This is a genomic window from Roseibium limicola (assembly GCF_017313085.1).
Taxonomy (GTDB): domain Bacteria; phylum Pseudomonadota; class Alphaproteobacteria; order Rhizobiales; family Stappiaceae; genus Roseibium; species Roseibium limicola.
Genome location: NZ_JAFLNF010000004.1, coordinates 147,485 through 173,200, shown reverse-complemented (window position 1 = coordinate 173,200; position 25,716 = coordinate 147,485). Strand labels below are relative to the sequence as shown.

At 59.7% G+C, this 25,716-nt stretch carries 23 protein-coding genes; 7 read left to right on the top strand and 16 right to left on the bottom strand.

All coding sequences use genetic code 11. From position 1 onward, the window contains the following. Positions 1 to 43: 43 nt before the first annotated feature. From J0X15_RS10645 to J0X15_RS10630, 4 genes are read right to left on the bottom strand one after another with little or no spacing between them, the layout of a single operon-like run. Positions 44 to 562 (bottom strand): retropepsin-like aspartic protease family protein, encoded by a 519-nt coding sequence (locus tag J0X15_RS10645; RefSeq protein WP_206940504.1) that lies wholly within the window; start codon positions 560 to 562, stop codon positions 44 to 46. 50 nt (positions 563 to 612) lie between these two features. Next, on the bottom strand, positions 613 to 1,524 hold the full coding sequence (locus tag J0X15_RS10640) for a ribokinase (RefSeq protein WP_206940502.1): 912 nt from the start codon (positions 1,522 to 1,524) through the stop codon (positions 613 to 615). A 10-nt stretch (positions 1,525 to 1,534) separates the two neighbouring features. After that, positions 1,535 to 2,164 (bottom strand): uracil phosphoribosyltransferase, encoded by a 630-nt coding sequence (gene upp / locus J0X15_RS10635; RefSeq protein ID WP_206940500.1) that lies wholly within the window; start codon positions 2,162 to 2,164, stop codon positions 1,535 to 1,537. A 56-nt stretch (positions 2,165 to 2,220) separates the two neighbouring features. Beyond that, positions 2,221 to 3,480: a DUF1688 family protein gene (locus tag J0X15_RS10630; RefSeq protein WP_206940498.1), complete on the bottom strand. Its 1,260-nt coding sequence runs from the start codon at positions 3,478 to 3,480 to the stop codon at positions 2,221 to 2,223. Positions 3,481 to 3,754: 274 nt separating this feature from the next. On the opposite strand from J0X15_RS10630, the gene J0X15_RS10625 reads away from it, so the two are divergent. Then, positions 3,755 to 5,113, top strand: coding sequence for an MFS transporter (locus J0X15_RS10625; RefSeq protein WP_206940496.1), 1,359 nt, complete (start codon positions 3,755 to 3,757; stop codon positions 5,111 to 5,113). 31 nt (positions 5,114 to 5,144) lie between these two features. Here J0X15_RS10625 and J0X15_RS10620 read toward each other — a convergent pair whose 3' ends face one another. The 12 genes from J0X15_RS10620 to J0X15_RS10565 form a co-directional block, all read right to left on the bottom strand. Then, on the bottom strand, positions 5,145 to 6,131 hold the full coding sequence (locus J0X15_RS10620) for an adenosine deaminase (protein ID WP_206940495.1): 987 nt from the start codon (positions 6,129 to 6,131) through the stop codon (positions 5,145 to 5,147). An 83-nt stretch (positions 6,132 to 6,214) separates the two neighbouring features. Next, positions 6,215 to 7,438 carry a phosphopentomutase gene (locus tag J0X15_RS10615; RefSeq protein WP_206940494.1) on the bottom strand — a complete coding sequence of 408 codons (1,224 nt, stop codon included), beginning with the start codon at positions 7,436 to 7,438 and terminating at the stop codon, positions 6,215 to 6,217. A gap of 73 nt (positions 7,439 to 7,511) precedes the next feature. After that, positions 7,512 to 8,828: a thymidine phosphorylase gene (gene deoA / locus J0X15_RS10610; protein ID WP_206940493.1), complete on the bottom strand. Its 1,317-nt coding sequence runs from the start codon at positions 8,826 to 8,828 to the stop codon at positions 7,512 to 7,514. Between the two features lies 1 nt (position 8,829). Beyond that, on the bottom strand, positions 8,830 to 9,609 hold the full coding sequence (gene deoC / locus J0X15_RS10605; RefSeq protein ID WP_206940492.1) for a deoxyribose-phosphate aldolase: 780 nt from the start codon (positions 9,607 to 9,609) through the stop codon (positions 8,830 to 8,832). Next, positions 9,602 to 10,414, bottom strand: coding sequence for a purine-nucleoside phosphorylase (locus J0X15_RS10600; RefSeq protein WP_206940491.1), 813 nt, complete (start codon positions 10,412 to 10,414; stop codon positions 9,602 to 9,604). Before J0X15_RS10600 ends, deoC begins: the two co-directional genes overlap by 8 nt. A 4-nt stretch (positions 10,415 to 10,418) precedes the next feature. Then, positions 10,419 to 10,817: a cytidine deaminase gene (gene cdd / locus J0X15_RS10595; RefSeq protein WP_206940490.1), complete on the bottom strand. Its 399-nt coding sequence runs from the start codon at positions 10,815 to 10,817 to the stop codon at positions 10,419 to 10,421. Beyond that, a complete protein-coding gene (locus tag J0X15_RS10590) occupies positions 10,814 to 11,791 on the bottom strand; it encodes an ABC transporter permease (RefSeq protein WP_206940489.1) in 978 nt (325 codons plus the stop codon). Before J0X15_RS10590 ends, cdd begins: the two co-directional genes overlap by 4 nt. Positions 11,792 to 11,800: 9 nt before the next feature. Beyond that, complete coding sequence (locus J0X15_RS10585; protein ID WP_206940488.1) at positions 11,801 to 12,907, bottom strand: ABC transporter permease; 1,107 nt, start codon at positions 12,905 to 12,907, stop codon at positions 11,801 to 11,803. Next, positions 12,904 to 14,436: an ABC transporter ATP-binding protein gene (locus tag J0X15_RS10580; RefSeq protein ID WP_206940487.1), complete on the bottom strand. Its 1,533-nt coding sequence runs from the start codon at positions 14,434 to 14,436 to the stop codon at positions 12,904 to 12,906. The genes J0X15_RS10585 and J0X15_RS10580 overlap by 4 nt, the downstream gene beginning before the upstream one ends. Before the next feature lie 58 nt (positions 14,437 to 14,494). Further along, entirely contained in the window at positions 14,495 to 15,502 is a 1,008-nt protein-coding gene (locus J0X15_RS10575) for a BMP family lipoprotein (protein WP_206940485.1), read from the bottom strand. A gap of 77 nt (positions 15,503 to 15,579) precedes the next feature. Next, positions 15,580 to 16,578 (bottom strand): BMP family lipoprotein, encoded by a 999-nt coding sequence (locus J0X15_RS10570; protein ID WP_206940483.1) that lies wholly within the window; start codon positions 16,576 to 16,578, stop codon positions 15,580 to 15,582. A gap of 80 nt (positions 16,579 to 16,658) precedes the next feature. Continuing rightward, the gene (locus J0X15_RS10565) at positions 16,659 to 17,642 is read right to left on the bottom strand and encodes a sugar-binding transcriptional regulator (RefSeq protein WP_206940482.1); all 984 of its coding nucleotides are present in this window, start codon (positions 17,640 to 17,642) and stop codon (positions 16,659 to 16,661) included. A gap of 637 nt (positions 17,643 to 18,279) precedes the next feature. On the opposite strand from J0X15_RS10565, the gene J0X15_RS10560 reads away from it, so the two are divergent. From J0X15_RS10560 to J0X15_RS10535, 6 genes are all read left to right on the top strand, one after another. Further along, positions 18,280 to 19,128, top strand: coding sequence for a DUF1194 domain-containing protein (locus J0X15_RS10560; protein WP_206940480.1), 849 nt, complete (start codon positions 18,280 to 18,282; stop codon positions 19,126 to 19,128). A gap of 162 nt (positions 19,129 to 19,290) precedes the next feature. After that, complete coding sequence (locus J0X15_RS10555) at positions 19,291 to 19,722, top strand: methylglyoxal synthase (protein ID WP_206940478.1); 432 nt, start codon at positions 19,291 to 19,293, stop codon at positions 19,720 to 19,722. After that, positions 19,719 to 20,777 carry a glucokinase gene (locus tag J0X15_RS10550; RefSeq protein ID WP_206940477.1) on the top strand — a complete coding sequence of 353 codons (1,059 nt, stop codon included), beginning with the start codon at positions 19,719 to 19,721 and terminating at the stop codon, positions 20,775 to 20,777. Before J0X15_RS10555 ends, J0X15_RS10550 begins: the two co-directional genes overlap by 4 nt. Before the next feature lie 39 nt (positions 20,778 to 20,816). After that, on the top strand, positions 20,817 to 23,324 hold the full coding sequence (gene hrpB, locus J0X15_RS10545) for an ATP-dependent helicase HrpB (protein ID WP_206940476.1): 2,508 nt from the start codon (positions 20,817 to 20,819) through the stop codon (positions 23,322 to 23,324). Between the two features lie 80 nt (positions 23,325 to 23,404). After that, positions 23,405 to 24,274: a DUF1186 domain-containing protein gene (locus J0X15_RS10540; RefSeq protein WP_206940475.1), complete on the top strand. Its 870-nt coding sequence runs from the start codon at positions 23,405 to 23,407 to the stop codon at positions 24,272 to 24,274. A gap of 197 nt (positions 24,275 to 24,471) precedes the next feature. Then, entirely contained in the window at positions 24,472 to 25,713 is a 1,242-nt protein-coding gene (locus tag J0X15_RS10535; RefSeq protein WP_209015281.1) for an ABC transporter substrate-binding protein, read from the top strand. Positions 25,714 to 25,716: the final 3 nt, after the last annotated feature.

The window sequence follows — 25,716 nt, the reverse complement described above, 5'->3', positions numbered from 1 at the left end:
GAGATATTGGATGGGAAAGTGTAACCGGAACAGGTGTCAAAGCCTATTGGACGAGCAACAGCGTGTCATTCGAAAAGTCGAAGCGTTGCAACTGGTTCAAGGCCGACATACCCAGCAGGGGCGTTTTCAAGGCGTCATCCTTCAAGACCAGTGTGTCCACATCTCTCAAGCGGATTCGGCCTATTTTCATGTCACGCACAACAGTTGCGGCGCCATGAACAACGCCATTCGCAGTTGTAACAGGTATCTTAAAGGCGAAAGATTGCAGATTTATGCCGGCTTGTCGCGCAACGGCTTCCGGTAAGACAACCTGAGACGCCCCTGTGTCAACAAGCATCAGAAAGCGCCGACCATTGAGGGAAGCCTCCGCAACATAATGCCCGTTTTCCTGGCGAGGAATGCGTTGGATGAAGCTGCCCGCCCCGCCATCTTCTGAACTCTCCGCTTGGCCTGCATCACCCGACATTTCAGATGCTGCAAGAAACCCATTCCGCTCAAGAAAACGCGGAAGCAGGGGAAGAGTTCCGGCAAGAACCACCGCGATGAGAAGATAGCGCCACATGCGGGCCGTACTCCGAGGTCTGAACACCCCCGGAGCGTAGACGACAAACCTTATTTTTCGCTGAAAACCCGATCAGCCATCGCCTGAATGGTTGCGGCATCCGGCGCACTTGTCTGAGCCCCCTGTGCCGTACACGCCAGACTACCAGCTGCAATCGCCTCACGCAAAGCTCGCTCTGTCGGCAGATCGCGCAGGCGGGCGGCACAATAGGCCCCGCAAAAGGCGTCCCCGGCCCCGGTCGTGTCCACAACCTCTATGGGAGGCGGCAACAGGCGATAGCGCACGCCCCCCTGTCCAGCGAGAATACCGTTGGCACCCAGGGTAACGATCACCAGAGCCCCCTTCGCACTCAACTGATCGATGAAAGCCTCAGGAGAGGACGGAAGGCCGAGCCGTTCGGCCAACTCGTCTGCTTCGCTCTCATTGACGATCAGCACATCGGTTTTGGCCACCAACGGGGCAAGATCGCCTGCTGGCACGGGCGCCGGGTTCCACACCACTGGACAGCCACGTTCAACCGCCAACTCGATGGCGCCAGCCGTTTCTTCTGGCCTCAGTTCCCCCTGCAGAAGAAGCAAGTCACCGGGCGCCAGGTCCGCTTCCAGCCACTGAGCCTGAACGTGAGCATTCGCCCCGCTGGCGACCAGAATCTGGTTTTCACCGCTGGTCTCCACACCGATGAAGGCAACGCCAGTCTTCCCTTCCAGCTGGCGCACGGGACGAAGATCGACCCCGCCATCGCGCATGTGCTGAAGGGCAGGGTCGGCAAAGGCGTCCGAGCCGACGGCACCCACGAAGCGCACTTCGGCCCCCGCCCGCACCGCTGCGGTTGCCTGGTTGGCACCCTTGCCGCCTGCCAGCAACCGGTAAGCCGGACCGACAGCCGTCTCTCCCCGCTGGGGCAAGCGTGGAACATCGACAACCAGGTCGAGATTGATTGAACCGAAAACCGTGAGCGCCATGCTGTGTACCTTACTTGGTTCCGTACATGCGGTCGCCCGCATCACCAAGACCAGGAACAATGTAGCCTTTTTCGTTCAGCTTCTCGTCAATCGAGGCGGTGAAGATCGGCACATCCGGGTGTGCCCTGTTGAACTTCTCAACGCCTTCCGGAGAGCCGAGCAGACACAGAAAGCGTAGATTGTTCGCACCACGCTCCTTCAGCTTGTCAACGGCTGCAATCGCGGAGTTTGCTGTTGCCAGCATAGGATCGACCACTACGACGAGACGCTCATCGAGGTTTTCCGGCGCCTTGAAGTAATACTCCACTGGCTCCAGCGTCTGTGGATCGCGGTAGAGGCCGATGTGGGCGACACGGGCGGCGGGGACCAAATCCAGCATGCCTTCCAGTAGTCCGTTGCCGGCACGCAGGACAGAGGCAAACACCAGCTTCTTGCCATCGAGGATCGGGGCCTCCATTTCCTGCAGCGGCGTTTCGATCTTCTGCATCACCACCGGCAAGTCGCGTGTCACTTCATAGCAAAGCAGCAGCGAGATCTCGCGCAACAGACGTCTGAACCCCTGGGTCGAGGTATCCTTGTCGCGCATGATCGTCAGCTTGTGCTGAACCAACGGGTGATTGACGACAGTAGCTCCGGACATGGTGTGTCTCTCTATTCAAGCGCCACAAGGGCAGGCTGCGTACAAAATTGGATCTGCTATGCCCGGAATGGTAGCCAAAAAACACCCCCGGGGGACAGGAAACTTGCCAGCTGGCGCTTCAGGTCAGAGTTTTCCAACGCTGCGGCCCGGGCGGCTGGTCTGGTTCCTGTCGCAATGACCACCGTCATCGGCAACATCGCGCCATCTGCCAGGAAGATCCGACGCAACTCCTCAGCAAGCCCGTCCACCGCTGCCAGGCTCAGCGCACGCAGTGCCAGGCCGGTTGCCTGTGCCTCCGCCTCACCCAACTCAGCATCTGATGCCTCCAGCTCCAGCACACCGGCCCCGATCAAAAGAGCAACATGGTCAAAGTCGGCAATCGGCGGCAGCACTTCGAGATTTTCCATCTCGATACCGGCCCAGGCAAGGGGTTCGAGCAGGCTATAGGCGATGCTCACCAACGGCGCCTGAAAGGAAAGAATACGCGACGGTGCAGGCTCTACATCATCCGCAGGAAAGTCTTCCCAAGCATCGGCCAGGATCAAGTCTCCACGTTCGGCCCCTCCCGTCCAGAGTGGCGCCAGCCCATTGAACAGGGTTTTGAAAAGCATCCCGGTATCAACAGCCATACGATCGGCTTCCTGCCACACCTTCAGGACGCCATGTCCCGGTCGCAGAGCTCCCTTCTGGCTGAACAGATCCGACCTGAGGCCAACCACCTCGCCGAACCGCTGAAGATGGCCAGTCATGCATTGCAGAGCCTGACTGTGGTCATCCCCCTCCATTTGCAATGCCGGTCCCAACTCCTCCTCGGAAAGGGCTAGCAAGGCCTCCGCGTTCACTTGAAAAGATCGGGCAGGGTCCGCTGAGAAATACCCACGCGACATCAGCGTCAGGGCAGCAATCGCCAGCCCTTTCTCGCCATTCACGTCGTTGCCGGTGAAAGGATCTTCAAACCTCCAGGTTGGAGCCACATCGATGTTCATGACAGCTGTCAGGACAGCAAGATCAGCGGCTGCGATCAACATCTCTTCGGCGGTCACAAACCCCACGCCCGATGCGACGATACCCCAGCGGTCGGTGTCGTCGGCTTCCAGCCATCGCCAGCACCCAAGTGGCGGCATCTGCATGTCTGGAAAGGCGCGTTCCATGCCCTCCGCCAGCAGCTGTGCCAAAGGGGCCAAGCGCTCTGCCCGCACGGTGATGCGTGGCACGTCGCCAGCGCAAGCCGCCACCCAGACCTCATGAGCAGCTTCGCGCATTTTCACAGGATCGGAAACAGCGGCGGTTTCTGGCAATGGGGAGGGTTCAGACATGGTCAGTCATACTCGTCAATTTATGCGGCACCGCAATATTTCCTTGCATCCAACAGCGGATCGGGGAACCATTAAAGCACCGGTTGTGTTGCTCAATTAGTCTTTAACGTGCCACGTGTGCAGGTGCGAATGGACACCAAGGTCCCATTCCGCTTCTTAGCCTGTCTCAGGCGCCGTGGCCAACAGCCTTTCGAAAGGCGCGGTTTCACATTGGCTACCCCAGCCCTGCAGGCCGCTGCTGCTTCTGCCACACTTGCCACATGCAAAGGTAGACATGTCTTCGATTTTTTCCATTGCCGCCCTTCTGACAGGCTCTGCCCTGCTGCTGCTCGCTGGTGGCTTGCACGGTCTTCTGCTTCCGCTGCGTGGACTGTCGGAGGGTTTCTCCGACAGCTCTCTCGGCCTGCTGGGCGCCGGTTGGGCCGCTGGCTACATGATCGGCTGTTTGGTCGTGCCGGTCATCGTCAAGCGCGTGGGCCACACACGCAGCTTCGGCGTCCTGTGTTCCCTCGCCGGCATCACGCTCCTGCTCAATCTGCTGCTGATGCATCCGCTTGCATGGATTATCTTACGCGCATTGTCCGGGTTCTGTTTTGCTGGCGCTGCAATGATCGTCGAGAGCTGGCTGAACGAGCGTGCCACGAGCAACACGCGTGGGCGGATTTTCGGCATTTACACGATGATCAACCTCGGCGCGACGACTGTGGGTCAAATGCTGCTGACAGTTGGTGACCCGACAGGCTTTGTCTTCTTCATCATCGGCTCGATCATCTATTCCCTGGCGTTGCTGCCCACCGCCTTATCGACGGCCGCAAGTCCTGCGCCGTTGACCCAGGCCCGCCTGGACCCGAAGAAACTCTGGAAGAACTCGCCCATCGCCGTGGTCGGAATCTTCCTTGTCGGCATTTCAAACGGTGCCTTCGGCACGCTCGGCGCAGTCTATGGGCGGCGCATCGGCTTGGAGGTCTCCGACGTCGCCATCATGATGTCGCTGGCGCTGCTGTCTGGAGCATTGATCCAGCTTCCAGTCGGCTATGCGTCAGATCGATTGGATCGACGGATCGTGCTGATTGCCATGGCCATGGCCGCAATGGCCCTTGGCTTTTGCCTGACACTGTTTGGCGGTATCAACCCGGTCGCGACCATTGCAATGGTCGCAGCCTTCGGCGGCATGATCTTCTCCATGCAGCCGGTGATCGTCGCCCACGCAAGCGATCACGCCGAGCCGGGCGAATTTCTCAAAACCAGCGGTGGGTTGTTGTTGATCTACGGCATTGGCACGATGGTCGGGCCAGTCGCGGCAGCCCCGCTGATGACTGCCACCTCCCCCAGTGCCTTGTTCCAGATCACCGCAGCCGCGCATCTGACAATTATCGTCTTTGCCGTCTGGCGCATGACCCAGCGAGCTGCAGTTGATGCAGACGAGCGCACAGACTTCGTTCCATCCCTGGCCACCGGCCGCTACAACACGCCGGAGACCAGTACGATGGATCCGCGCTATGACGAGGAGCTGGAAGATCAGGCGGATAGTGACGACGAGGCCTATCACGATCCTGCCGTCGATGAAGTTCGACCTGAGGCACCAGAGGCAGATCCCGACGGGCTGAATGCTGACGCTGGCAAAAAGATCTGACCCGACCCCGCGGTTTTGTTTGTAAAAAGGGTCAGGCGCTGTCGAGACGGACAATCAATCGTTGCTTGGTCGCTGCGTCGCAGAAGGCCGCCTCGATGGCTGTACGCGTGAGTGCCAGCTGTTCTTGCCGGCCCCAGCCAAACGTCGTGGACACGGAGGAATATTCCTTGCCCAGGGTGGTATGGAAGAACGGCGGATCATCGGAATTGAGCGTAATGCGGACGCCGGCCTTGCGCAGCATGTTGACGGGGTGGAACCGCAGAACCGAATAGACCCCGAGTGCGGTATTCGATCCGGGACAAACTTCCAGAACGATGCGGTCGCGGACCAGTCGCTCGACCAAAGACTTGTCTTCAATGGCCCGAACGCCGTGACCAAGCCGTTTAACGCGCAGAAAATCAAGCGCCGCGATGATGCTGTCCGGCCCGCCGAACTCTCCCGCATGGGCGGTAAGGCCAAGCCCGGCATCTCCGGCCATACGGAAGGCCTTGGCGAAATTCGCCGGGTGGCCGTCACGTTCATCGCCTGCCAGCCCAAAGCCTGTCACCATCTTGTGGGGATTGGACACCACAGTCTTGGCCACACGCTCCACCGCAGCAGCGCCGAAATGCCGGACGCCGATGGCGATCATTCGACCTTCAATGCCCGTCGCCTCCTTCGCCCGCTCGATGCCTTCGGCCAATCCCTCGACATAGGCAGAATAGGACAGGCCGGCGTTTTCGGCATGATCGGGCGAAATGAAAATCTCACCGTAGATCGCCCCTTCCGCCGCCAATAAGCGGAAGTAGGTTTCACTGAGCTCTGCATAATCTGCCTGAGTGCGAAAGACCGAGCTGGCCAGATCATAGGCCTGAAGGAAACTCGTAAAGTCCGACCACACATACCGCCGTTTGTTGTCGAGGATCGACGTCACGTCGATGCTGTATTTGGCCGCCATGCGCAACACAAGGCTCGACGGCGCCGCGCCTTCGATATGGCAGTGCAGTTCCGCCTTCGGCACAGTGATGTGTTCGATCATCCTGCTCTGCGCTCGTTCATTGTCCAACTGTGTAGAAAAGGGGCGACGGTCAATGTCATGAGAGCCGCCCCGCGACTCGATACCTAGCTTAGGAAACTCTGGCCGTGCTGCCCAGTCTCAAGGCCCAAATGATCGGCGATGCTTTCTCCAATATCCGCAAAAGTCTTGAGGCCGCCGATTGATCTTGCCTTGCGTGAGGGCGCAGCAACCAGCACCGGCACGTGCTCACGGGTGTGGTCCGTGCCTTCCCAGGTGGGATCGCAGCCATGATCTGCGGTGAAGATCAGAATGTCATCGGGCTGCAAGCGAGACAGCATTTCCGGGACACGCCGGTCAAACTGCTCAAGCGCCGCCGCATATCCAGGCACATCCCGGCGGTGGCCATACAGACTGTCGAAATCGATGAAGTTGGCAAAGACAAAATCACCGTCCTGCGCCTTGGCCATGGCCTCCAACGTCCGGTCGAACAACTCGTCGTTGCCAGCTCCTTTCAGCACGTCGGTAACGCCCTGATGTGCAAAGATGTCGGAGATCTTGCCAATAGTGATCACCTGACGGCCTGCGGCTTTGGCACGGTCGAGCAAGGTCGGCTCCGGTGGCAGAACCGAATAATCACGACGGTTTGAGGTTCTCTGAAAATCGCCGGACGACCGGCCGACAAACGGGCGGGCAATCACCCGGCCAATGTTATAGGGGTCCGCCAGTTCGCGCGTGATCTCGCACAGCTTGTAGAGTCGTTCCAGACCGAAGTGCTCTTCATGCGCCGCGATCTGAATGACGGAATCTGCCGAAGTGTAAAAGATCGGCTTACCGCTCTTCACATGCTCTTCACCCAGCTCTTCGATGATCACTGTGCCCGAGGCATGCTTATCACCGAGAATGCCGTTGATGTCGGAGCCTTCGACAATCTTCTCGATCAACTCTGCAGGAAAGGTCGGCACGGTATCTGGGAAGTAGCTCCAGTCAAACGGAACCGGAACCCCGGCAATCTCCCAATGACCTGACGGCGTGTCCTTGCCGTTGGAAACTTCCGCGGCATAGCCATAGAGGCCTGTCGGCTCCATCGTTCCGTTCAGCCCCGGCAGGTCTTGGCCGGTTGAAAGCCTGGCTGCGGCGCCCAGACCAAGGCGATCCAGATTCGGCAAATGCAGCGGGCCCTCCCGCAGGCCCTCCTGGTCTCCCCTTCCCTCGGCACAGGCCTTGGCGATGTGGCCGAGCGTATCGGACCCGGCATCGCCGAAGTCCGCAGCATCTGCCGCGCCGCCAATCCCGAAACTGTCCAGCACACACAAAATTGCTCGGGACATGGGTTTCCCTTCCTTCTTGCCGGCTGCTTTTGGGTTGCCGGCTATTCTTATTATTTTAAGGTTCAAGGGCGCCTTACGGCGCTATCCGCTCGACCACGGCGGGCCGCTCCGGCACATCGATCGGGGACCCGATCCGATAAGCGGCCTGAAGCGCCTGCGTGGCAAGCGCTACCTGAGATTGATCTCGGGCATGAACCAGCGCGATCGGCGCGTCCGCATCAACCGTGTGACCGACACCGGCCAGCTCGGTAAAGCCGACGGCCGGGTCAATCACATCGGCGGCTGCCTTGCGGCCACCGCCCAGCTCGACCACGGCAACACCAACGCCGCGCGCATCAACGCCCACGACGGTTCCGGCTTCCGCCGCATAGATCGGCGCGATGATCGGGGCTTTTTCCAGATGAAGTTCGGCTTTTTCCATGAAGTCCGTTGGACCACCGAGAGCCGACACCATCTGGCCAAACTTTTCGGCAGCCGCTCCGCTCTCCAAGGCCCGCGCCAGTTTGTCCCGGCCCTCTTCAGGCGTTGCCGCCAGACCTCCGGTGACCAGCAACTCGCCACCTTGCGCAACTGTGACATCCCACAGCCGATTGTCGATGTGGGTGCCCTTCAGGAAGTCGACCGCATTTTGAACTTCGACAGCGTTGCCGGCTGCCGAGGCTAATGCCTCGTTCATGTCGGTGAGAAGTGCCGTGGTCTTCAAACCAGCGCCATTGGCGACAAGCACGAGGCTTTCGGCGAGCGCCTTGGCATCTTCCAGCTTCGCCATGAAGGCACCGGTGCCCCACTTCACATCAAGCACCAGGCCCTGCAGTCCGGCGGCCAGCTTTTTGGAAAGAATCGATGCGGTGATCAGGTCGAGGCTTTCCACCGTCCCGGTAACATCGCGGATCGAATAGAACCGCTTGTCGGCAGGTGCCAGATTGCCGGTCTGACCAATGACGGCACAGCCGATCTCGGCAACGACTTTCTTGAAAAGAGCGTTGTCAGGCTGGGTCTGATAGCCCGGAATGGTGTCGAACTTGTCGAGCGTCCCGCCGGTATGACCAAGGCCACGACCGGAGATCATCGGCACGGCGGCACCGCAGGCAGCCAATGCCGGGGCCAGCATCAGAGAAACGTTGTCGCCGACACCGCCCGTCGAATGCTTGTCGAGCACCGGCGCGTCAACACCGGACCAGTCCATGACGTCGCCGCTGTCACGCATGGCCAGGGTCAGCGCAACACGCTCGTCAATGGTCAGCCCCTTGAAGAAAACGGCCATGGCAAGTGCCGATACTTGACCTTCCGTGATCGAGCCGTCGGCCAGTCCTTGCACGAAGAAGGACACTTCCTCAGCACTCAAAACACCACCATCACGCTTCTTGCGGATCAATTCCTGCGGCAGCATCTCAGTATCCTTCCCCAGCCGTTTCGCCTGAACCGGAGATCACCCCGGTGAGCGCATCCAGCAGGCCGCTGGCGCCAAAACGGAAGGTTGCGGCACAGACCCAGTTGTGGCCGAGGATCCTGTCGGTCAGCTCCAGATAGGCAGCGGCGTCTTCCAGGGTGCGGATGCCGCCGGCCGGCTTGAAGCCGATGTCCTTGAGCTGATCGCGACGGGTTTCCTCGATCAGCGTCAGCATGATTTCGGCGGCTTCCAGTGTCGCATTGACCTGCACCTTGCCGGTAGACGTCTTGATGAAATCTGCACCTGCAGTGATGGCAATTTCCGAGGCGATATGGATCAGCAACGGATCCTTGATCTCTCCTGTTTCCAGGATGACCTTCAGCAAGGCCGGAGCAGGAACAGCCTCGCGAACGCGGATGATCATCTCCTCCGCGTAGCCTTTGCGGCCAGCAAGAAACGCCTTGTACGGCATGACCAGATCAATCTCGTCAGCCCCGTCTTCCAGCGCCTTCACCGTTTCCGCCACGACAGCCATCGTGTCTTCGCCGCCATCGGGGAAGTTGACCACCGTGGCCACCTTGACGGTCGTGCCACGCAATTCAACGACCGACTGCGCGGCGAAGCGCGGCCAGACGCAGACAGCTGCCACAGAGCCATGTTCGCTGACGGCGCGCTGACACAGTTTGGTAATGTCTTCTGCCGTGCAGTCATCGTTGAGGTTGGTCAGATCGACCAGGCCCAGGACCCGTTTTGCCAGTTCCACCTGAGTGCTGTCAGTCATTACCGATTTCCTTTACGAAGCCCCGCACGAGCTGCTTCATCCGGTCCATGCCGGTCAGGGCAACGCTTTTCGTTTCGTCGTGGGACAGAGCTGTTGAATGCATGCCCGCCCCGTAATTCGTGATGATCGACATGGCCGCCACCTTCATGCCGAGGAAACGCGCCATGATCACTTCCGGTACTGTCGACATGCCAACCGCATCGGCGCCGAGCATCTTGGCCATGCGGATTTCAGCCGGCGTCTCGAAAGACGGGCCGGAGAACCACATGTAGACACCCTCTGCGACGGCTTCACCATTTTCGCGGGCGACTTTTTTCATCGTCTCGCGCAAGCCTTCGTCATAGGCCGTGCTCATGTCGAGGAAACGCTTTTCGTCCTCCTCGCCAATCAAGGGGTTCTTGCCGGACCAATTGATATGGTCGGAGATCAGCATCGGCGAACCGGGTGCAACCTCCTGGCGCAGGGAGCCTGCCGCATTGGTTGCCAGCAGAATGTCGCAGCCAAGTTCACGCAGGGTCTCGACCGGCGTGCGCATGATAGCCGGATCACCGTTCTCGTAATAGTGCGCGCGACCTGACAGAATGACGACAGGCACGCCTTCCAGAGTGCCGGCAACCAGCTCACTGGAATGCGAGGTCACGGTCGAGACCGGGAACTCGGGCAGTTTGGTGTAGGACAGATGAACCGCGTCTTCGACTTCCTCCGCCAGGCTGCCGAGGCCGGAGCCGAGGATCATGCCGATGCGATAGGAACCCGGACGAGCGGCGCGAACGATATCCGCGCACTCACGACCATATCCGCTCATGAGATCAAACCTTTTGTTCTTCGAGGACAAATCCTGCCGGCAACAGCTCCGCAACTGTCAAACTCCGGCGCACCCCGTTGAGATCCGCAATGTGAACCTTGACGTCGTCGCCTGCGAATTCCTTCAGCTTCTGCCGGCAGCCACCACAAGGTGAGCAGTTTGCCGCATCGCCGATCACAACAACCTCCGCGATCTTGCGACTGCCGCCGAGGACCATGGCGCTGATGGCGCCACCTTCGGCGCAGACACCTTCCGGATAGGCGCCGTTCTCCACGTTGCACCCGCAAAAGATCTTGCCGTCAGTGGTCAGGATGGCCGCACCAACCAGAAAGTTGGAATAGGGTGCATAAGCCATTGCACGGGCCGCTTTGGCCTTTTCGAAAAGTTCATCGACAGCGCTCATGTGCGCTCCTTCAGATAGGGCACACCGGATGCCTTTGGCGGAATGGCTTTGCCAATGAAACCAGCCAAAAGAATGACGGTGAGAATATAGGGAAGCGCCTGGAAAAACTGCACCGGCACCTCACCTATCAGCGGCAGCGCCTGCCCCTGCAGGCGAATGGCGATCGCATCGAGGAAGCCGAAGAGCAAGCAAGCGAACATGGCGTTGACCGGTTTCCACTTGGCAAAGATCAGCGCTGCGAGGGCGATGTAGCCCTTGCCCGCCGTCATGTCCTTGATGAAGCCCGACGATTGGGCGATAGACAGATAGCTGCCGGCGATACCGGTCAGGATACCGCAGATGATGACAGCCCGGTATCTCAGCAAAATGACCGAGATGCCGGCGGTGTCGACCGCGGCCGGATTTTCTCCGACAGCTCGCAGACGCAGGCCGAAGCGCGTGCGAAACAGCACCCACCAGGTGAGCGGCACTGCAGCGAAAGCCACATAGACCAGAATATTGTGTCCGGACAGCAGCTCGTAATAGATCGGACCAAGAAAAGGCACGTCCTTCACGGCTTCTGCGCCAGGCAGCACGATATCCTGGAAACGCCCGCCCTTGGGCAAGGGTGGCGTACGCCCTCCCTGATGGAACCAGCTTTGGCCCAGCAGTGCGGTCAGGCCGATTGCCAGGAAGTTGATCGCCACGCCGGAGACAATCTGGTTGCCCCGGTTGGTGATGGAGGCATAGCCGTGGAGCAACGCCAGCAGGATGGCCACGCCGATGCCCCCCAACAAGCCCAGCCAGGCATTCCCGGTGAGATAAGCAATAGCGCCAGCCCCGAAGGCAGCGCCCAGCATCTTGCCCTCCAGGCCGATATCGACGATGCCGGAGCGCTCCGAGTAGAGCCCAGCCAGGCAGGCAAGCAGCAGCGGCGTCGACAGGCGCACCGTTGAGTCCAGGATCAGAATGAGGGTTTGGAAATTCTCGAACATCTTCGCCTCCTATCCGGCCTGCACCGCGGGCACGCGGCTGGGGGTAAAAATCCGCACCAGAGCCGGGCGGAAGAGATTTTCCAAAGCGCCAGCGAAAAGGATCACCAGCCCCTGAATGACAACGATCATGTCACGGGTGATCGCCGGTTTTTCAAAGGAGAGCTCGGCGCCGCCCTGATAGAGCATGCCGAAGAGGATCGCCGCCAGGACGATGCCGACCGGATGGGCCCTGCCCATCAGCGCAACGGCAATTCCAACGAAACCGTAGCCTGCCACAAATTCAATCAACAGCCTGTGTTGAGACCCCATGATCTCGTTCAGCGCCATCATGCCCGACAGCCCGCCGGAGATCAGCATGGTGACAATGATGATCCGTACTGGCAACATGCCGGCATAGACAGCAGCTGTCGCATTGGCGCCGAAAGAGCGGATCTCATAGCCCAGGCGAGTCCGCCAGATCACCACCCAGACAAGCACGCAGGCAATCAGCGCAATGATCAGCGACAGGTTGACCGGCGCCGTGCCGAAATCGAACCAGGACTGCAGGTCATTGAGGAACGGCAGACGCCCCCCCTCTTCGAAGGTCCGTGTTTCCGGCTGCATCGAGCCGGGCTTGGCCATGACGTTGACCAGCAGATAGACCATCAGCGATGAGGCGATGAAGTTGAACATGATGGTGGTGATGACCACATGGCTACCGCGTTTGGCCTGCAGCCAGGCGGGAATGAACGCCCATGCAGCGCCCATCAGTGCGGCACCAATCACGGCCACCGGCATCGTCACCCACCAGGGCACATATTGATCCAGCGCCAGACACGCCAGTGCGACGCCGAGGCCGCCAACATAGGCCTGACCTTCGCCGCCGATGTTGAACAATCCCGCGTGAAAGGCGACCGCAACCGCAAGGCCGGTGAAAATGAAGTTGGTGGCGTAAAACAGCGTGAAGCCGACCCCCTCGCCAAAGCCGAGTGAGCCCCACAGCAGGATCTCCACCGCTTCCAGCGGATTTTCACCGATCAACAGCACCACAAGGCCCGAGACCAGAAAAGCGGCGGCCAAATTCAATAGGGGGATCAGGCCGTAGTCGACCCAACGGGGGAGCTGTCCCGCGCTCATGCTCTTTCTCCCTCAACGCCCGCCATCAGCAGGCCGAGTTCTGTTTCATCGGCGCCCGGCTCACGTTCGCCGACGATTGCCCCGTCGAACATCACGATGATGCGATCTGCCAGGGATCGAATTTCATCCAGTTCCACCGACACCAGCAGGATGCCCTTGCCCTGATCGCGCAGCTCGATCAGCCGCTTGTGAATGAACTCAATTGCCCCGATGTCGACACCACGGGTCGGCTGGCCCACCAGCAGGACCTCCGGATCTCGCTCGATTTCACGTGCAAGCACGATCTTCTGCTGATTCCCGCCAGAAAAATTGGCGGTTTTCAGATCCGGGTTCGGCGGACGAATGTCGTATTTCTCGATGGCATCGCGGGCTTCCTGCTTGATCGCAGAGCGGTCGAGAAGCCAGCCATTGCTGTATTGCTCCGACTGGTGGTAGCCGAGAATGGCGTTTTCATATTCCGAGAAGCTGTTGATCAGCCCCATGCGGTGCCGGTCTTCGGGGACATGTCCGAGCCCCATCCCCCGGATTTCTGCAGGATCAGGGCTTACCTTCGTCAGATCCAGGGTATTGCCAGCCAACGTGATGATGCCGTGATCGGCCTTGCGAATGCCCGCCAGAGTTTCCAGAAGTTCGGACTGGCCGTTGCCGGACACACCCGCGATACCGACAATCTCGCCAGCCTTCACCTGCAGGGAAACATCCTTGACCACACGCACGCCGCGACTGTCGGTCACCCGCAGGTTCTGAACGTCGAGCACGGTCTGCTTCGGCTGTGCCGGGGTCTTTTCCACCTCCAGCAATACGCTGCGGCCCACCATCAACTCCGCCAGCTCAGACATCGACGTATCCGCGGTCTTGCGGGTTGCGACCATTTCACCACGCCGCATGACCGAGACTTCATCTGTAATCGCCATGATCTCGCGCAGCTTGTGGGTGATCAGAAGGACCGTCTTGCCCTGATCCTTCAGTACGTTGAGGATCTTGAACAGGTGGTCCGCCTCAGACGGTGTCAGCACTCCGGTCGGCTCGTCGAGGATGAGAATTTCCGCGCCTCTGAACAAGGCCTTGAGGATTTCCACCCGTTGCTGCAGGCCAACGGCCAGCTCGCCGACGATCGCGTCCGGGTCGACCTTCAGCTCATAGTCCTGTTCCAGACGGTAGAGTTCTTCGCGGGCACGCTGGGTGCCGTCGGCAAGCCTTGCTCCGCCTTCGGCACCCAGAATGACGTTCTCCAGAACGGTGAAGGACTCCACCAGCATGAAGTGCTGATGGACCATGCCAATGCCCAGCCCGATGGCCTGACGGCTGTCGGAGATCTTCACCTCTACCCCATCGACATGGATGCTGCCGCTGTCAGCTTGATAAAAACCATAGAGAATGGACATCAGCGTGGATTTACCGGCGCCGTTTTCTCCAATGATGCCGTGGATTGTCCCCTTCTTGACGAGGAGATCGATATCCTTGTTGGCGTGAACCGCGCCGAAGCTCTTGTTCACTCCGCGCAGTTCGATGGCTGCTGTCTCAGTCATGCGCGCCCCGATTGTGAAATGGTTTTCATCTTGTCGTTTCCACTGCCGCCGCACACTGCTAGAGCGGGCAAGCTCCGTCGCTCACCACGTCATGAACCTGGATCTTGCCGCTGGCGATGGCTTCCGTCGCAAATCCAGCTGCCGACTTCATTGGTTCGGTAATCAGTTCATCATTGTTGTCGTCCAGCACCCAATCCATGCCGCCTTCAGCAAGACCCAGCACGCGGATGCCGGGCTTGAAAGTGCCTTCAGCAGAGCTTTTGAAGCTGTCGTAAACCGCCTGATCAACGCGCTTGCGGATCGAGGTCAGGATCTGGCCTGGATGCAGGCCGTTCTGGTTGGAATCCGTGCCGATACCCAGTGCACCCGCATCTGCCACCGCCTGCAGCACGCCAATTCCGGTGCCGCCGGCTGCCTGAATAATGACATCAGCCCCCTGTGCAATCTGGCTGCGCGCCAGCTCCGCGCCGCGGACCGGATCGGCAAAGGCAGCTGGCGTGTCACCGGCCATTGCCGACAGGACATTGATGTCCTTGCGACTGGCGGCAGCGCCCAGCTTGTAACCGCAGAGGAAGCGGCGAACGATCGGAATGTCCATGCCGCCGACAAAGCCGATGGTGCCGGTCTGTGTTGCCATGGCTGCCAGAAGGCCGGCCAGATAGGCCCCTTCCTGTTCCTTGAAGACATAAGAGGCGACGTTTGGCTGATCGACGACCATGTCTATGATGGCAAAGGGAGCATCGGGGAACTCCCGTGCTGCGGCCTCAACCGCCGAGGCCTGATTGAAGCCAATGGCAACAACTGGCACATGCCCACGACTGGCGAAATTCCGGAGGGCCTGGAGGCTTTGGGCATCCCTTTCCAGCTCGAACTCACGCACGTCTGCACTGGTCTCTTGACGGAAACGCTTCACACCCTGCAAGGCGCTTTCGTTAAAGGACCCGTCGAATTTCCCGCCGACGGAATAGACGATTGCCGGATCGGCACTGCCCCTCGTGGGGAGCGTGCAAATACCCAATGCAAACACAGCCATGGCGGCGAGCACGCGCTCTCTCAGAGTGACCATCGTTCCGGCTCCCCATTCAGTTGCGGCGAACCCCGCACCCGGACGAGCCGGATGCGGGGCATCAACACATCAGACCCTTACGGGCAGTTGCTGTCGCTCATGTAGTCGTGAACTTCGACCTTGCCGGAGATGATGTCCGCCTTGGCCTGTTCGACTGCAGCTTTCATGTCGGCAGAAATGAGCGAGGCATTGTTGTCGTCCTGCGCCCAGTCCACGCCACCTTCGGCAAGACCAAGAACCTGGACGCCAGAGGTCCACTTGTCGTTCATCGCATCTTCAAACGCCGTTGCAACAGCCACATCGACGCGCTTCAGCATAGAAGTCAGAACGGAACCCGGATGCAGGCCATTCTGGTTGCTGTCGACACCGATGCCGAGCTTGCCAGCATCAGCGGCGGCCTGAAGAACACCGATGCCGGTGCCGCCTGCAGCGTGGTAGACAACGTCCGCACCACGGTCGAACTGGGACTTGGCGAGCTCGCCGCCCTTGACCGGATCGTTCCATGCAGCACCAGTCGTGCCGGTCATGTTCTCGAAGACTTCAGCTTCCGGATTTGTCGCCAGCACGCCCTGCTTGAAGCCGCAGGAGAACTTGCGGATCAGCGGAATGTCCATACCGCCGATAAAGCCGACCTTGCCGGTTTCAGAGGCGAGTGCGGCTGCAACGCCGACCACATAGGAGCCTTCATGCTCCTTGAAGACCACGGAGCGAACGTTCGGCAGATCCACGACCATGTCGACGATGGCAAACTGAATGTCCGGGAATTCCTTGGCGACTTTCTCGACAGCATTCGCCTGGGAGAACCCGATGGCGATGATCGGGCTCTGGCCGCGCTTGGCGAAATTACGCAGCGCCTGCTCACGCTGGCTGTCGTTCTGAATTTCGAAGTCACGGTAGGCAACGCCCGTGTCTTCCTTGAACTTCTCTGCGCCAGCGAAAGCCGCTTCGTTGAATGACTTGTCGAATTTCCCGCCGAGGTCATACAGAACCGCCGGCTTAATGTCAGCTGCCATGGCGGCAGCGGTAAACGCCAGACCGGCTACGGCCGCGACGCTGATTGTCAGGAGCTTCTTCACGCTATTGTCCTCCGACACTGCTGGGTCACCTTTCGGCGCCCGTCTTAAATGACTTCCCCTCAAGACCCATCCGTCAGCTCTTATGCCGAACGGGCCAGCTGTGTTCCGGCCTGTGCCTTGAGAGCCCTTGCGAGCGTCTCATCGGCAATCAGGTCGGTTATGACACCGGTGCGCAGAGCTGCAAGAACGGCAGTTGCCTTGCTTTCCCCACCCACCAGCGCAATCACTCGGGCTCCCCTGACTTCATCAAAATGAAGTCCGACGGCGCAATCGCCCAGATGGGCGGGAGCCAACTTGCCGTCTGTTGTCAAAAAGCGCCCCATGAGGTCGCTGACGGCGCCACTGCGCGCCAGATCACCCTGCTCATCAGGGCTGATCATGCCACGTTCGATCAAGTGGCCTTCCGCCTCGACGGATCCAATCCCGATGATGAAAACATCGGCCTGCCGTGCCCGGCGCATGACTTCCTGAACGGATTTCTGGGCAAGGAAAACACGTTTTTCCTCTTCGTTCGCCGCAAAATACGGGACGGGCAGGTAATAACCTTCACCACCTGTGCGCCCCTGTAAAAGCTGCACCACATCATAAGGGTTGGCCGAGAGGCTGCGTGTCAGGGAGCCGCAGATCGAGACGATCTCAAGATCATCACGCGACTGACGCGGCATCGCCTCGAAGGCGGCCTTCAGGGTACGCCCCATGCCGACCCCGACACGCCGCACATCTTCAGAAGACAGAAGAGAGGACAGAACCTGACCGGCAGCTGATGACACGGCGCGAACGGCGGTTTCCTGATCGGCGGCTCCAAGATCAGGTGCCACGGTGCAACGCTGCAGCTGGAACGCTTTACACAAGTAGCTTTCCAGTTCGAGGCACTCCAGCGGGCGCCCTTCGATCTGGAACTTCACATGCCCAGCCTTCTGGGCATGGGCAATCAGGCGATGGACCTTGGCGGTGGAAATACCCATCTGCTCGGCGATTTCGCCTTGGGTACGCCCGCCAACAAAGGACAACCAGGCGGCACGGATCGCCTGATAGGTCGTCCAGTCTTCATCGCGTCCCTGCATCCAGCCTATGCTCCCTGCCATTCAATACCGGCCCCGCGATCTTGCGACCAGGACCACACTTAAAAGTTTGCCTTAGCGCCGTCATGCCAGAAGCATCAGGCAAGTCCCGCAGCGTTCTCCGATCGAGAGATGGATGCAACTGTGCGGAATTCACATTTTTCAGGCGAAGCATCCAAGTTTTCCACACTTCAAAACGACGCAGGAAAACCAGTCAGTGCAAGATTCTTCATTCCCTGAGAATTTCTTCAATTTGAGCCCTTTGCGCCAAAAAGGTCAAGCGCGAAGACTCAAAACCTCCTGATTAATGACTAATTTTACTGCACGCCGAAGAATTAACCAAAGTCAGGTGCAGCTCGCTCTGCGTGAGCCCGTGCCAGCAAACCTGACAAAAATTGCCGTGTCACTTAGAGCAAACCGAAATCTTATCAGCGACAAGCTTTGTGATTACGTCTTGCACCGCAACGGAAATTGATCAGTATTAGTTAGTCACTTCATTTGTTCGCACTTTCATCAATTACGGCAAGTGTATGTAAATAGGTGATTTTTACGAGAAACGATCAAATAATATTTTAATTTTAAACTGTGAGTACGGGGAGGAAAGGAGACCGGCCGAAAGGTCCTAAAAAGGAGAACAGTTATGCGTCTCGACTTGACGAGCAAGTTACGTGTTCGCGTTGCCGCCCTGGGTATTTTTGTCGGCCTGATCTCGAGTTCATTTCCTCTGACTGCGACCGCCCGGGACTTTATCCTTCCGGGCCGTGCCACTCTGCACGCGAACTACGATCCTGCGAATGAAGTCGACGTAGAGCTTCTTCTGGCTGTTGACGTTTCCCAATCCATGGACACGGACGAACAGGAAGTGCAACGCGCCGGCTATGTGGCCGCGCTGACTTCCGATGAAGTTCTCTCGGCGGTCAAATACGGACCGATCGGGCGGATTGCCGTGGCCTATATGGAGTGGGGCGGCATCGGTGAACAGTTCATTGTTGCCGACTGGATGGTCATCGAGGACGCAACCTCCGCTGCTGCCTTCGCCACACGAATCGCCGAAGCCCCGCTGCGACAAGTCCAGCGCACCTCCATCGCTGCAGCGTTGAAAAAGGCCGTCGAGCTGGTTGACAGCAACAAGTATGAAGGCCTGCGCCGAGTGATCGACATTTCCGGCGACGGCCCCAATAACCAGGGCGGATCCGTAACCAAAACCCGTGACGCCCTGCTGGCCTCCGGCATCACGATCAATGGGCTGCCCTTGATGATGAAGGCCAACGAGAGCACCTGGCAGGCCATGCTGCACCTCGATAAATACTACGAGGACTGCGTGATCGGCGGACCTGGCTCCTTTGCTATTCCCGTTCGCTCCAAGAAAGGCTTCGAGGATGCCATCCGGATGAAGCTGGTGATGGAGATCGCCGGATTGTCCTTCGAGGAGCCACTTGTCCATCGGGCTGCCGGGCGCCCCCCGGTCCGGTGCTCGATGTTCGACTGATCGCGATATCTGTGCCCTTTCCCTCAGCGCGGCAACCTCTTGGCCGCGCTGAGCGGCGACCATGGTGTCCTCTAGATGCCGCCAGGCCCTTTGCCTTCCGCCCCGTCCGGGGTAAAGCTAGCCGCCTCAGGTAGATGATCGGCTGAAAAGGGCCCGACAGGGATGACTGACAAACCAACTCTGGCGCTCGTTGCCCATGACTCCAAAAAGGAAGTCATGGTCGAGTTTGCATTGCGCAATCAGGAAAAGCTCGGGCATTTCGGTCTCGTGGCAACAGGCACCACTGGCGGGCGCATTCAGGAGAAATGCACCGACCTAACAGTCCGGCGCCTGAAGAGCGGTCCACTTGGCGGCGACCAGCAGATCGGCGCGATGATTGCCGAGGGAAAGCTGCAGGGCCTGTTCTTTTTCGTCGACCCGCTGAGCCCGATGCCTCACGATGTGGACATCAAAGCCTTGATGCGGCTCGCCCTGGTCTATGATATTCCCATGGCACTCAACCTTTCGACGGCTGAGATCCTCCTACGCTCAGCCAGATTGCAAGGGCTGAAAACCACCTCGGCAACCCCAGAAATCAAACTGACCGCCTCATGAGTTTCACAGACGCTTTCTCCAGCAATTTGTCCTTCCCGGTTCTGGTGGCAGACATCGGCGGAACAAATGCCCGCTTCGCCTTGGTTTCCAGCCCGGACGCCGAGCTGGAAATCTGTTCTGCGACCGCGACAGCGGATTATCCGGACATTTCCGCCGCCATCGAAGCCAACCTGCATCATTTCAAGGATCTGCGTCCCAAAACGGCAATCGTCGCGGTTGCCGGTCCTGTCACGGGAGACCGCATTCCACTGACCAATGCTGCCTGGGTGATCGAGCCACTCGACATGATCGTCAAGCTGGGGCTGGAAGATGTCATCATCCTGAATGACTTCGAGGCTCAGGCCCTGGCCTTGGCCGGCTACAAGGGAGCCGACATCGAGGCCATCGGCACGACCACGCCATCCAGCGTCGACCCGGCCAATGCAACCAAATTCGTGCTCGGACCGGGCACTGGCCTGGGGGCTGCGGCGATGATCCGCGCTGCCGGCACCTGGGTGCCGGTCCCCGGCGAAGGTGGCCATGTGGAAATTGGCCCGGTGGATGCCGAGGACTACCAGATCTGGCCGCACATCGAATTTTATGGCGGGCGCCTGGGCGCCGAGCAGATCCTTTCCGGCACAGGCCTCCCCCGTCTTGCCAGAGGCGTCGCGGCTTCCAAGTCAATGACCCGCAGTTTCAACACTGCGTCCGATATTACCGCTGCCGCCTCCGATGGCGATGAAGTGGCCGTGACCACCTTGCAGGTCTTTTCTCGTGCGCTTGGCCGGCTTGCCGGTGATTTTGCCCTCAGCCTGCTGGCACGCGGCGGCGTCTATCTGACCGGCGGCGTGACAGCACGCATCGACCAGTTCCTGATCGACGGAAGCTTCCGCCGATCGTTCGAGGCGAAGGCACCGCACGACGCGCTGATGCGCAGCATCCCGACTTTCATTGTTCGCCATCCCAACCCGGCGCTTGAAGGACTGGCGGCCTATGCCCGCATGCCTTCGGCATTTGCAGTGGAGACCGGTGGCCGGATCTGGAACAAATCCCAGGTATTGACGTCCGCAGGCTGAGCGGGTCGCCGCTTTTCCGGAAGCCAGAGAGCCCTTACCATGACGACTGCTGCGCGCATTCGTGCCGCTCTGCCCATCGATGCCGTCCTGCCGGACTTGCTGCGCGCCCTTGAAACATCCCCCAATGCGGTGCTGGTGGCTGATCCCGGTGCCGGCAAGACCACCCGTGTTCCGCTGGCGTTGCTGGATGCCGACTGGCGGGGTGATGGCAAGATCCTGGTGCTTGAGCCTCGCCGTCTGGCCGCGCGCGCTGCTGCGCGCCGCATGGCACAGGAACTGGGCGAAAAGACCGGAGAGACCGTCGGATACCGGGTACGCTTGGACAGTCAGGTCAGTTCTAAAACCCGGATTGAGGTGATCACGGAAGGGATTTTCACGCGGATGATCCTTGATGATCCGGATCTCACCGGAATCGCCGCAGTGCTCTTCGATGAATTCCACGAACGCTCGCTTGATGGCGACCTTGGATTGGCGCTGGCTCTGGAAGTGCAAGGCGCTCTGCGGGACGACATCCGTCTGGTTCCTATGTCCGCCACTCTGGACCATGCGCGTGTCAGCACGCTGCTCGGGGACTGCCCGGTCATCGCCTCGAAAGGCCGAAGTTTTCCGGTGGAAACGCACTATCTGGGACGCGACACCCAAAGCCGGATCGAACCGCAAATGGTCCGTGCCATCCGCAAGGCAGTCAGCGAAGAAACCGGTTCCATTCTGGCTTTCCTGCCGGGTCAAGGCGAGATCAAGCGCGTGGCGGAAATGCTGGGCGAGGCCCTGCCCGCCGACTGCATGCTGGCGCCTCTTTATGGTGGCCTGGACGGGAGAACACAGGATCTGGCGATCCAGCCTGCGCCAGCCGGCACGCGCAAGATCGTTCTTGCCACGGCCATTGCCCAGACCTCTCTGACCATCGAAGGCATCCGCATTGTCATCGACAGCGGGCAATCGCGGGTGCCGCGCTATGAACCACAGACCGGACTGACCCGACTGGAGACCGTACGCGTCTCACGGGCAACGGCTGATCAGCGCCGTGGTCGTGCGGGCAGAACAGAGCCTGGCATCTGCTACCGCCTTTGGGACGAAGCTCAGACCCTGGCGCTACCGGCTGCTGAAGAGCCTGAAATCCACAACACGGATCTGGCCGGGCTGGCATTGACACTGGCTCAATGGGGCAGCGTTGACCCTTCGGTTCTGAGCTTTCTCGATCCACCACCGGTGGCCGCCTATCAGGAAGCCGTCTCTCTGCTGGTGTCCCTGGGCGCACTTGACCCGGAACATCGGCTTACAACTGAGGGCAAGCGCATGGCGCGTCTGCCTCTGGCACCACGGCTGGCACACATGGTGATGAAAGCCGTGAAAGAGGGGCTGGGACATACCGCATGCCAAATTGCGTCGCTGCTCTCCGACCCAGGCCCAGGCGGGCGTGATGTCGATCTGCGCGACCGGTTGCGACGCCTGAGACACGACAAGTCGATCCGCGCTCGCGACACGCGTCAGGCGGCGCTCAACTGGGCTGCACTCGCCGGAGGGGATCGCAAGGCAATCGCCAGCGAGCGCATTCAGGAAGAAGCCTGTGGAGCACTTCTCGCACTAGCCTACCCCGACAGGATCGCCCAGGCGCGTGGCCAGCGCGGGCGGTTCCGTCTCGCCAATGGACGCGGGGCAGAACTTCCGGAAGAACAGAGCTTGAGCGCCAGCGCGTTTTTGGTGGTGGCCGATCTGCAGGGCAAGGCTGCCCATGGCCGGATCGTCCTCGCCGCACCGATTGAACGTGAGGATATCGATGCCCGGTTCGCTGAAGTCTATACAGAAGACGATGAAGTGAAGCTGGACGCCGAGGGGCGGGTTCGGGTCCTGCGCGTCTTGCGCTACGGAGCCTTGGATCTTGAAAGCCGCACCGTCACGGACCCCGACCCGGCAACGCTGGAACGCGCGATACTGACCGAAGTTCGCCGCCGAGGAGCGGAGCGCCTGCCCTGGACCAAGGATCAGAAACGCCTGCGCCGCAGGGTTGGCTACGTGCGGGCTCAACTGGATGACGCCTCCCTGACCGACATTCCGGATCTTTCCGATGCTGGGCTGACCGCGACAATGGACGACTGGCTGGCGCCCTATCTCGCCGGCATTCGCCATGTCAGCAACGTCGATGCAGACACGTTGGGGGCGGCCCTCAGCGGTCTGTTGTCTTTCGATCTGCAACAAAGACTGGAAGCAGAGGCCCCGTCTCATTTCACCGCGCCGACCGGGTCACGCGTGCCAATCGACTACGGGGGGGAAACAGGTCCAACTGTGGCGATCCGCGTGCAAGAGCTTTTCGGGCTGACAGCCCACCCCGCGATCTGCCGCGGCAAGGTACCGCTGACATTGGAACTGCTATCGCCGGCCCATCGCCCGATTCAGATCACCCGGGATCTTCCCGGCTTCTGGGCGGGATCCTGGCGGGATGTGAAAGCGGATATGAAAGGCCGCTACCCCAAGCACGTCTGGCCCGACGATCCGGCCCAGGCCAACCCGACTGCCAGAGCCAAACCCCGCGCCGGCCCCGGCCGCTGACCCGGATCCCTGCCCCCGTGCGCTCCGGCAGAATCCGTGGTACCCTTCTTTGACTCACCATATGTATGAGAGGCCCTTTCTTGAGCTCGGGGCAAATAACCAGACAAGGTATTATCGATGCGCTTGCAGCGCGTGATCATTTCCCTTGGGAAGTGATTGAAGGATGCCTGAGCGATCCTGATGAGTGCGTCCCCATTTTCCTGTTGTTGCTGGAGCGTGAGGCGCGGGGTCTCGAAATCTCTCCATCAGAGGGACGGGCTTGCTTCTTTGCTACCCATCTGCTCGCTGCATTACGCGTCACCGATGCACTGGCACCGCTGACCGCAATTCTCTGCAATTCGCCCGACCGCGCCAATCTGTTGTTTGGGGATGCCATCGGTGACAGCATCCCCATGGCCCTGATGGGACTCTGCGCGGGAAAAGCCGATGCAATCTGGGACCGTGTGGCTGCGCCTGGCGCCGATTGGGTCGTTCGGGAAGCCTATTTGCGTGCCTGGACCCATGAGGCTCTGCAGGAAAGAGTTCCCCCCGACCTGATGATTGAGCGCTTGCGTGGTTTTCCAAGCAAGATAGCGCCTGAGCCCGACAGCTACCTGTGGGCCGCGTGGATGACAGCCATCGCGGATTTGGGCCTGAGCGAGCTGAAGCCTCTGGTCGAAAGTTTGTTTCAAACCGGCCACATCGCCAGGGACCCTTTCGGCTACCTGCCGGTTGATCAAGCCGCTTTTTCGGAAGATCTTGCAGAGGCCGCGCTGCTGCGTCAGCAAGGAACAATCACATTGGCCAGCTGGGCGCAGCAAAAGGGCTACCGACCTTTTGCCCCCAAGGAAACCGATTTTCGCCATGCAGCACGGCATATCATGGCGCTTGGCCACTCAACGCGTCAGCAGCACCCCTATCCAGCTCCGCTGCTGCGCGTGGCGGAACCGGACGAGGACTTTACGCCTTAGAGCACTGCCTCAGCGGGCCTCCTATTCACAAAACTTAAGCGCAGTTCACCAAGGCGTGTCTTGCCCGGATCGACTTGACCACGCACATCAGGCCATCAGATTTCAAAGATCATGGCAGGTGGATCTTTACGGCATAACAAAAGAACGCCACCAAGATGCCGGACACGCCGCAGACCAACCGGGAGGACAAGACCTTGATGACAAGACGTGCCTTTTTGAAGACATGGAGCCTGCCCGGACTGGGGCTTGCTTTCGCCCTCATGAGCTCAGCGCTCATGGGCTCAGCCGTTCATGCCGAGGCGCGCAACTGGCAAGAGGTCTTGGATACGGCGCGCGGTCAGGAAGTCTATTTTCATGCCTGGGGCGGTGAGCCCGGCATCAATGCCTATATCTCCTGGGCAGCGGAAAAGGTCAGCGCGCAATACGGCGTCAGCGTTATTCAGGTGAAGGTTTCCGATACCGGCAATGTGGTCAGCCAGATCATTGGAGAAAAGGCTGCCGGACGCGAGACTGGCGGCAGTGTCGATCTGGTGTGGATCAACGGCGAGAACTTTGCCGCCCTGAAGCGTGCCGGGTTGCTGGCTCCGCCGGGTTGGGCCACCAGCCTGCCGAACTGGGCCAATGTCGACGTTGAGAACAAGCCGACGGTCGCCCTCGACTTTACCGTCCCGACCGAAGGGCAAGAAGCCCCTTGGGGCATGGCACAGCTGGTCTTCATCCATGACAGTGCCCGGGTTGAAACCCCACCAAAGACCCTTGCTGAGCTTGCCTCCTGCGCGGCCCGCAATCCTGGACGCATCAGCTATCCGCAGCCGCCGAATTTTCTCGGTTCGACATTCCTGAAGCAAGTGCTCATCAGCTTGATCAAGGAGCCGTCCAAATTGCAGCAGCCGGTGAACGAGGCGACTTTTGATGAAGATGTTGCACCGCTCTTCGCCTATCTGGATGCCCTGCATCCCAACCTTTGGCGTAAAGGCGCCGTGTTCCCGCAAGACAGCGCACAGATGCGTCAACTGCTGGCGGATGGCGAGCTGGATCTAGCCTTCTCGTTCAACCCGGGAGACGCCTCCAGTGCGATTGCCAGCGGATCGCTGCCCGAAACCGTCCGCACCTATACCTTTGATGGCGGAACACTCGGCAACACGCATTTTGTCGCCATTCCTTTCAACAGCTCAGCCAAGGAGGGCGCCATGGTGTTTGCAGACTTTCTGATGTCCGCTGAAGCTCAGGCGCACAAACAGGACCCCTCAGTTTGGGGCGACCCGACCGTGCTGAATGTCGCCGCCCTACCCGCTCCGCAAAAAGCACTGTTCGATGCATTGGATCTTGGGCCGGCAACCCTGTCGCCCGACGACCTTGGTCAGGTGCTGCCGGAGCCGCATCCGAGCTGGGTCAGCCAGTTGGAAAAGGCCTGGCTCCAGCGCTACAGCGACTCCTGAGCC

Bases quoted from the DNA above. Each gene is read 5' to 3' on its own strand.
- J0X15_RS10645 (WP_206940504.1), bottom strand. From the start codon at position 562: ATGTGGCGCTATCTTCTCATCGCGGTGGTTCTTGCCGGAACTCTTCCC.
- J0X15_RS10630 (WP_206940498.1), bottom strand. From the start codon at position 3,480: ATGTCTGAACCCTCCCCATTGCCAGAAACCGCCGCTGTTTCCGATCCT.
- upp (WP_206940500.1), bottom strand. From the start codon at position 2,164: ATGTCCGGAGCTACTGTCGTCAATCACCCGTTGGTTCAGCACAAGCTG.
- J0X15_RS10590 (WP_206940489.1), bottom strand. From the start codon at position 11,791: ATGTTCGAGAATTTCCAAACCCTCATTCTGATCCTGGACTCAACGGTG.
- J0X15_RS10575 (WP_206940485.1), bottom strand. From the start codon at position 15,502: ATGGTCACTCTGAGAGAGCGCGTGCTCGCCGCCATGGCTGTGTTTGCA.
- cdd (WP_206940490.1), bottom strand. From the start codon at position 10,817: ATGAGCGCTGTCGATGAACTTTTCGAAAAGGCCAAAGCGGCCCGTGCA.
- deoC (WP_206940492.1), bottom strand. From the start codon at position 9,609: ATGACTGACAGCACTCAGGTGGAACTGGCAAAACGGGTCCTGGGCCTG.
- J0X15_RS10625 (WP_206940496.1), top strand. From the start codon at position 3,755: ATGTCTTCGATTTTTTCCATTGCCGCCCTTCTGACAGGCTCTGCCCTG.
- J0X15_RS10580 (WP_206940487.1), bottom strand. From the start codon at position 14,436: ATGACTGAGACAGCAGCCATCGAACTGCGCGGAGTGAACAAGAGCTTC.
- deoA (WP_206940493.1), bottom strand. From the start codon at position 8,828: ATGCTGCCGCAGGAATTGATCCGCAAGAAGCGTGATGGTGGTGTTTTG.
- J0X15_RS10615 (WP_206940494.1), bottom strand. From the start codon at position 7,438: ATGTCCCGAGCAATTTTGTGTGTGCTGGACAGTTTCGGGATTGGCGGC.
- J0X15_RS10555 (WP_206940478.1), top strand. From the start codon at position 19,291: ATGACTGACAAACCAACTCTGGCGCTCGTTGCCCATGACTCCAAAAAG.
- hrpB (WP_206940476.1), top strand. From the start codon at position 20,817: ATGACGACTGCTGCGCGCATTCGTGCCGCTCTGCCCATCGATGCCGTC.
- J0X15_RS10535 (WP_209015281.1), top strand. From the start codon at position 24,472: ATGACAAGACGTGCCTTTTTGAAGACATGGAGCCTGCCCGGACTGGGG.
- J0X15_RS10585 (WP_206940488.1), bottom strand. From the start codon at position 12,907: ATGAGCGCGGGACAGCTCCCCCGTTGGGTCGACTACGGCCTGATCCCC.
- J0X15_RS10560 (WP_206940480.1), top strand. From the start codon at position 18,280: ATGCGTCTCGACTTGACGAGCAAGTTACGTGTTCGCGTTGCCGCCCTG.
- J0X15_RS10620 (WP_206940495.1), bottom strand. From the start codon at position 6,131: ATGATCGAACACATCACTGTGCCGAAGGCGGAACTGCACTGCCATATC.
- J0X15_RS10550 (WP_206940477.1), top strand. From the start codon at position 19,719: ATGAGTTTCACAGACGCTTTCTCCAGCAATTTGTCCTTCCCGGTTCTG.
- J0X15_RS10600 (WP_206940491.1), bottom strand. From the start codon at position 10,414: ATGAGCGGATATGGTCGTGAGTGCGCGGATATCGTTCGCGCCGCTCGT.
- J0X15_RS10565 (WP_206940482.1), bottom strand. From the start codon at position 17,642: ATGCAGGGACGCGATGAAGACTGGACGACCTATCAGGCGATCCGTGCC.
- J0X15_RS10640 (WP_206940502.1), bottom strand. From the start codon at position 1,524: ATGGCGCTCACGGTTTTCGGTTCAATCAATCTCGACCTGGTTGTCGAT.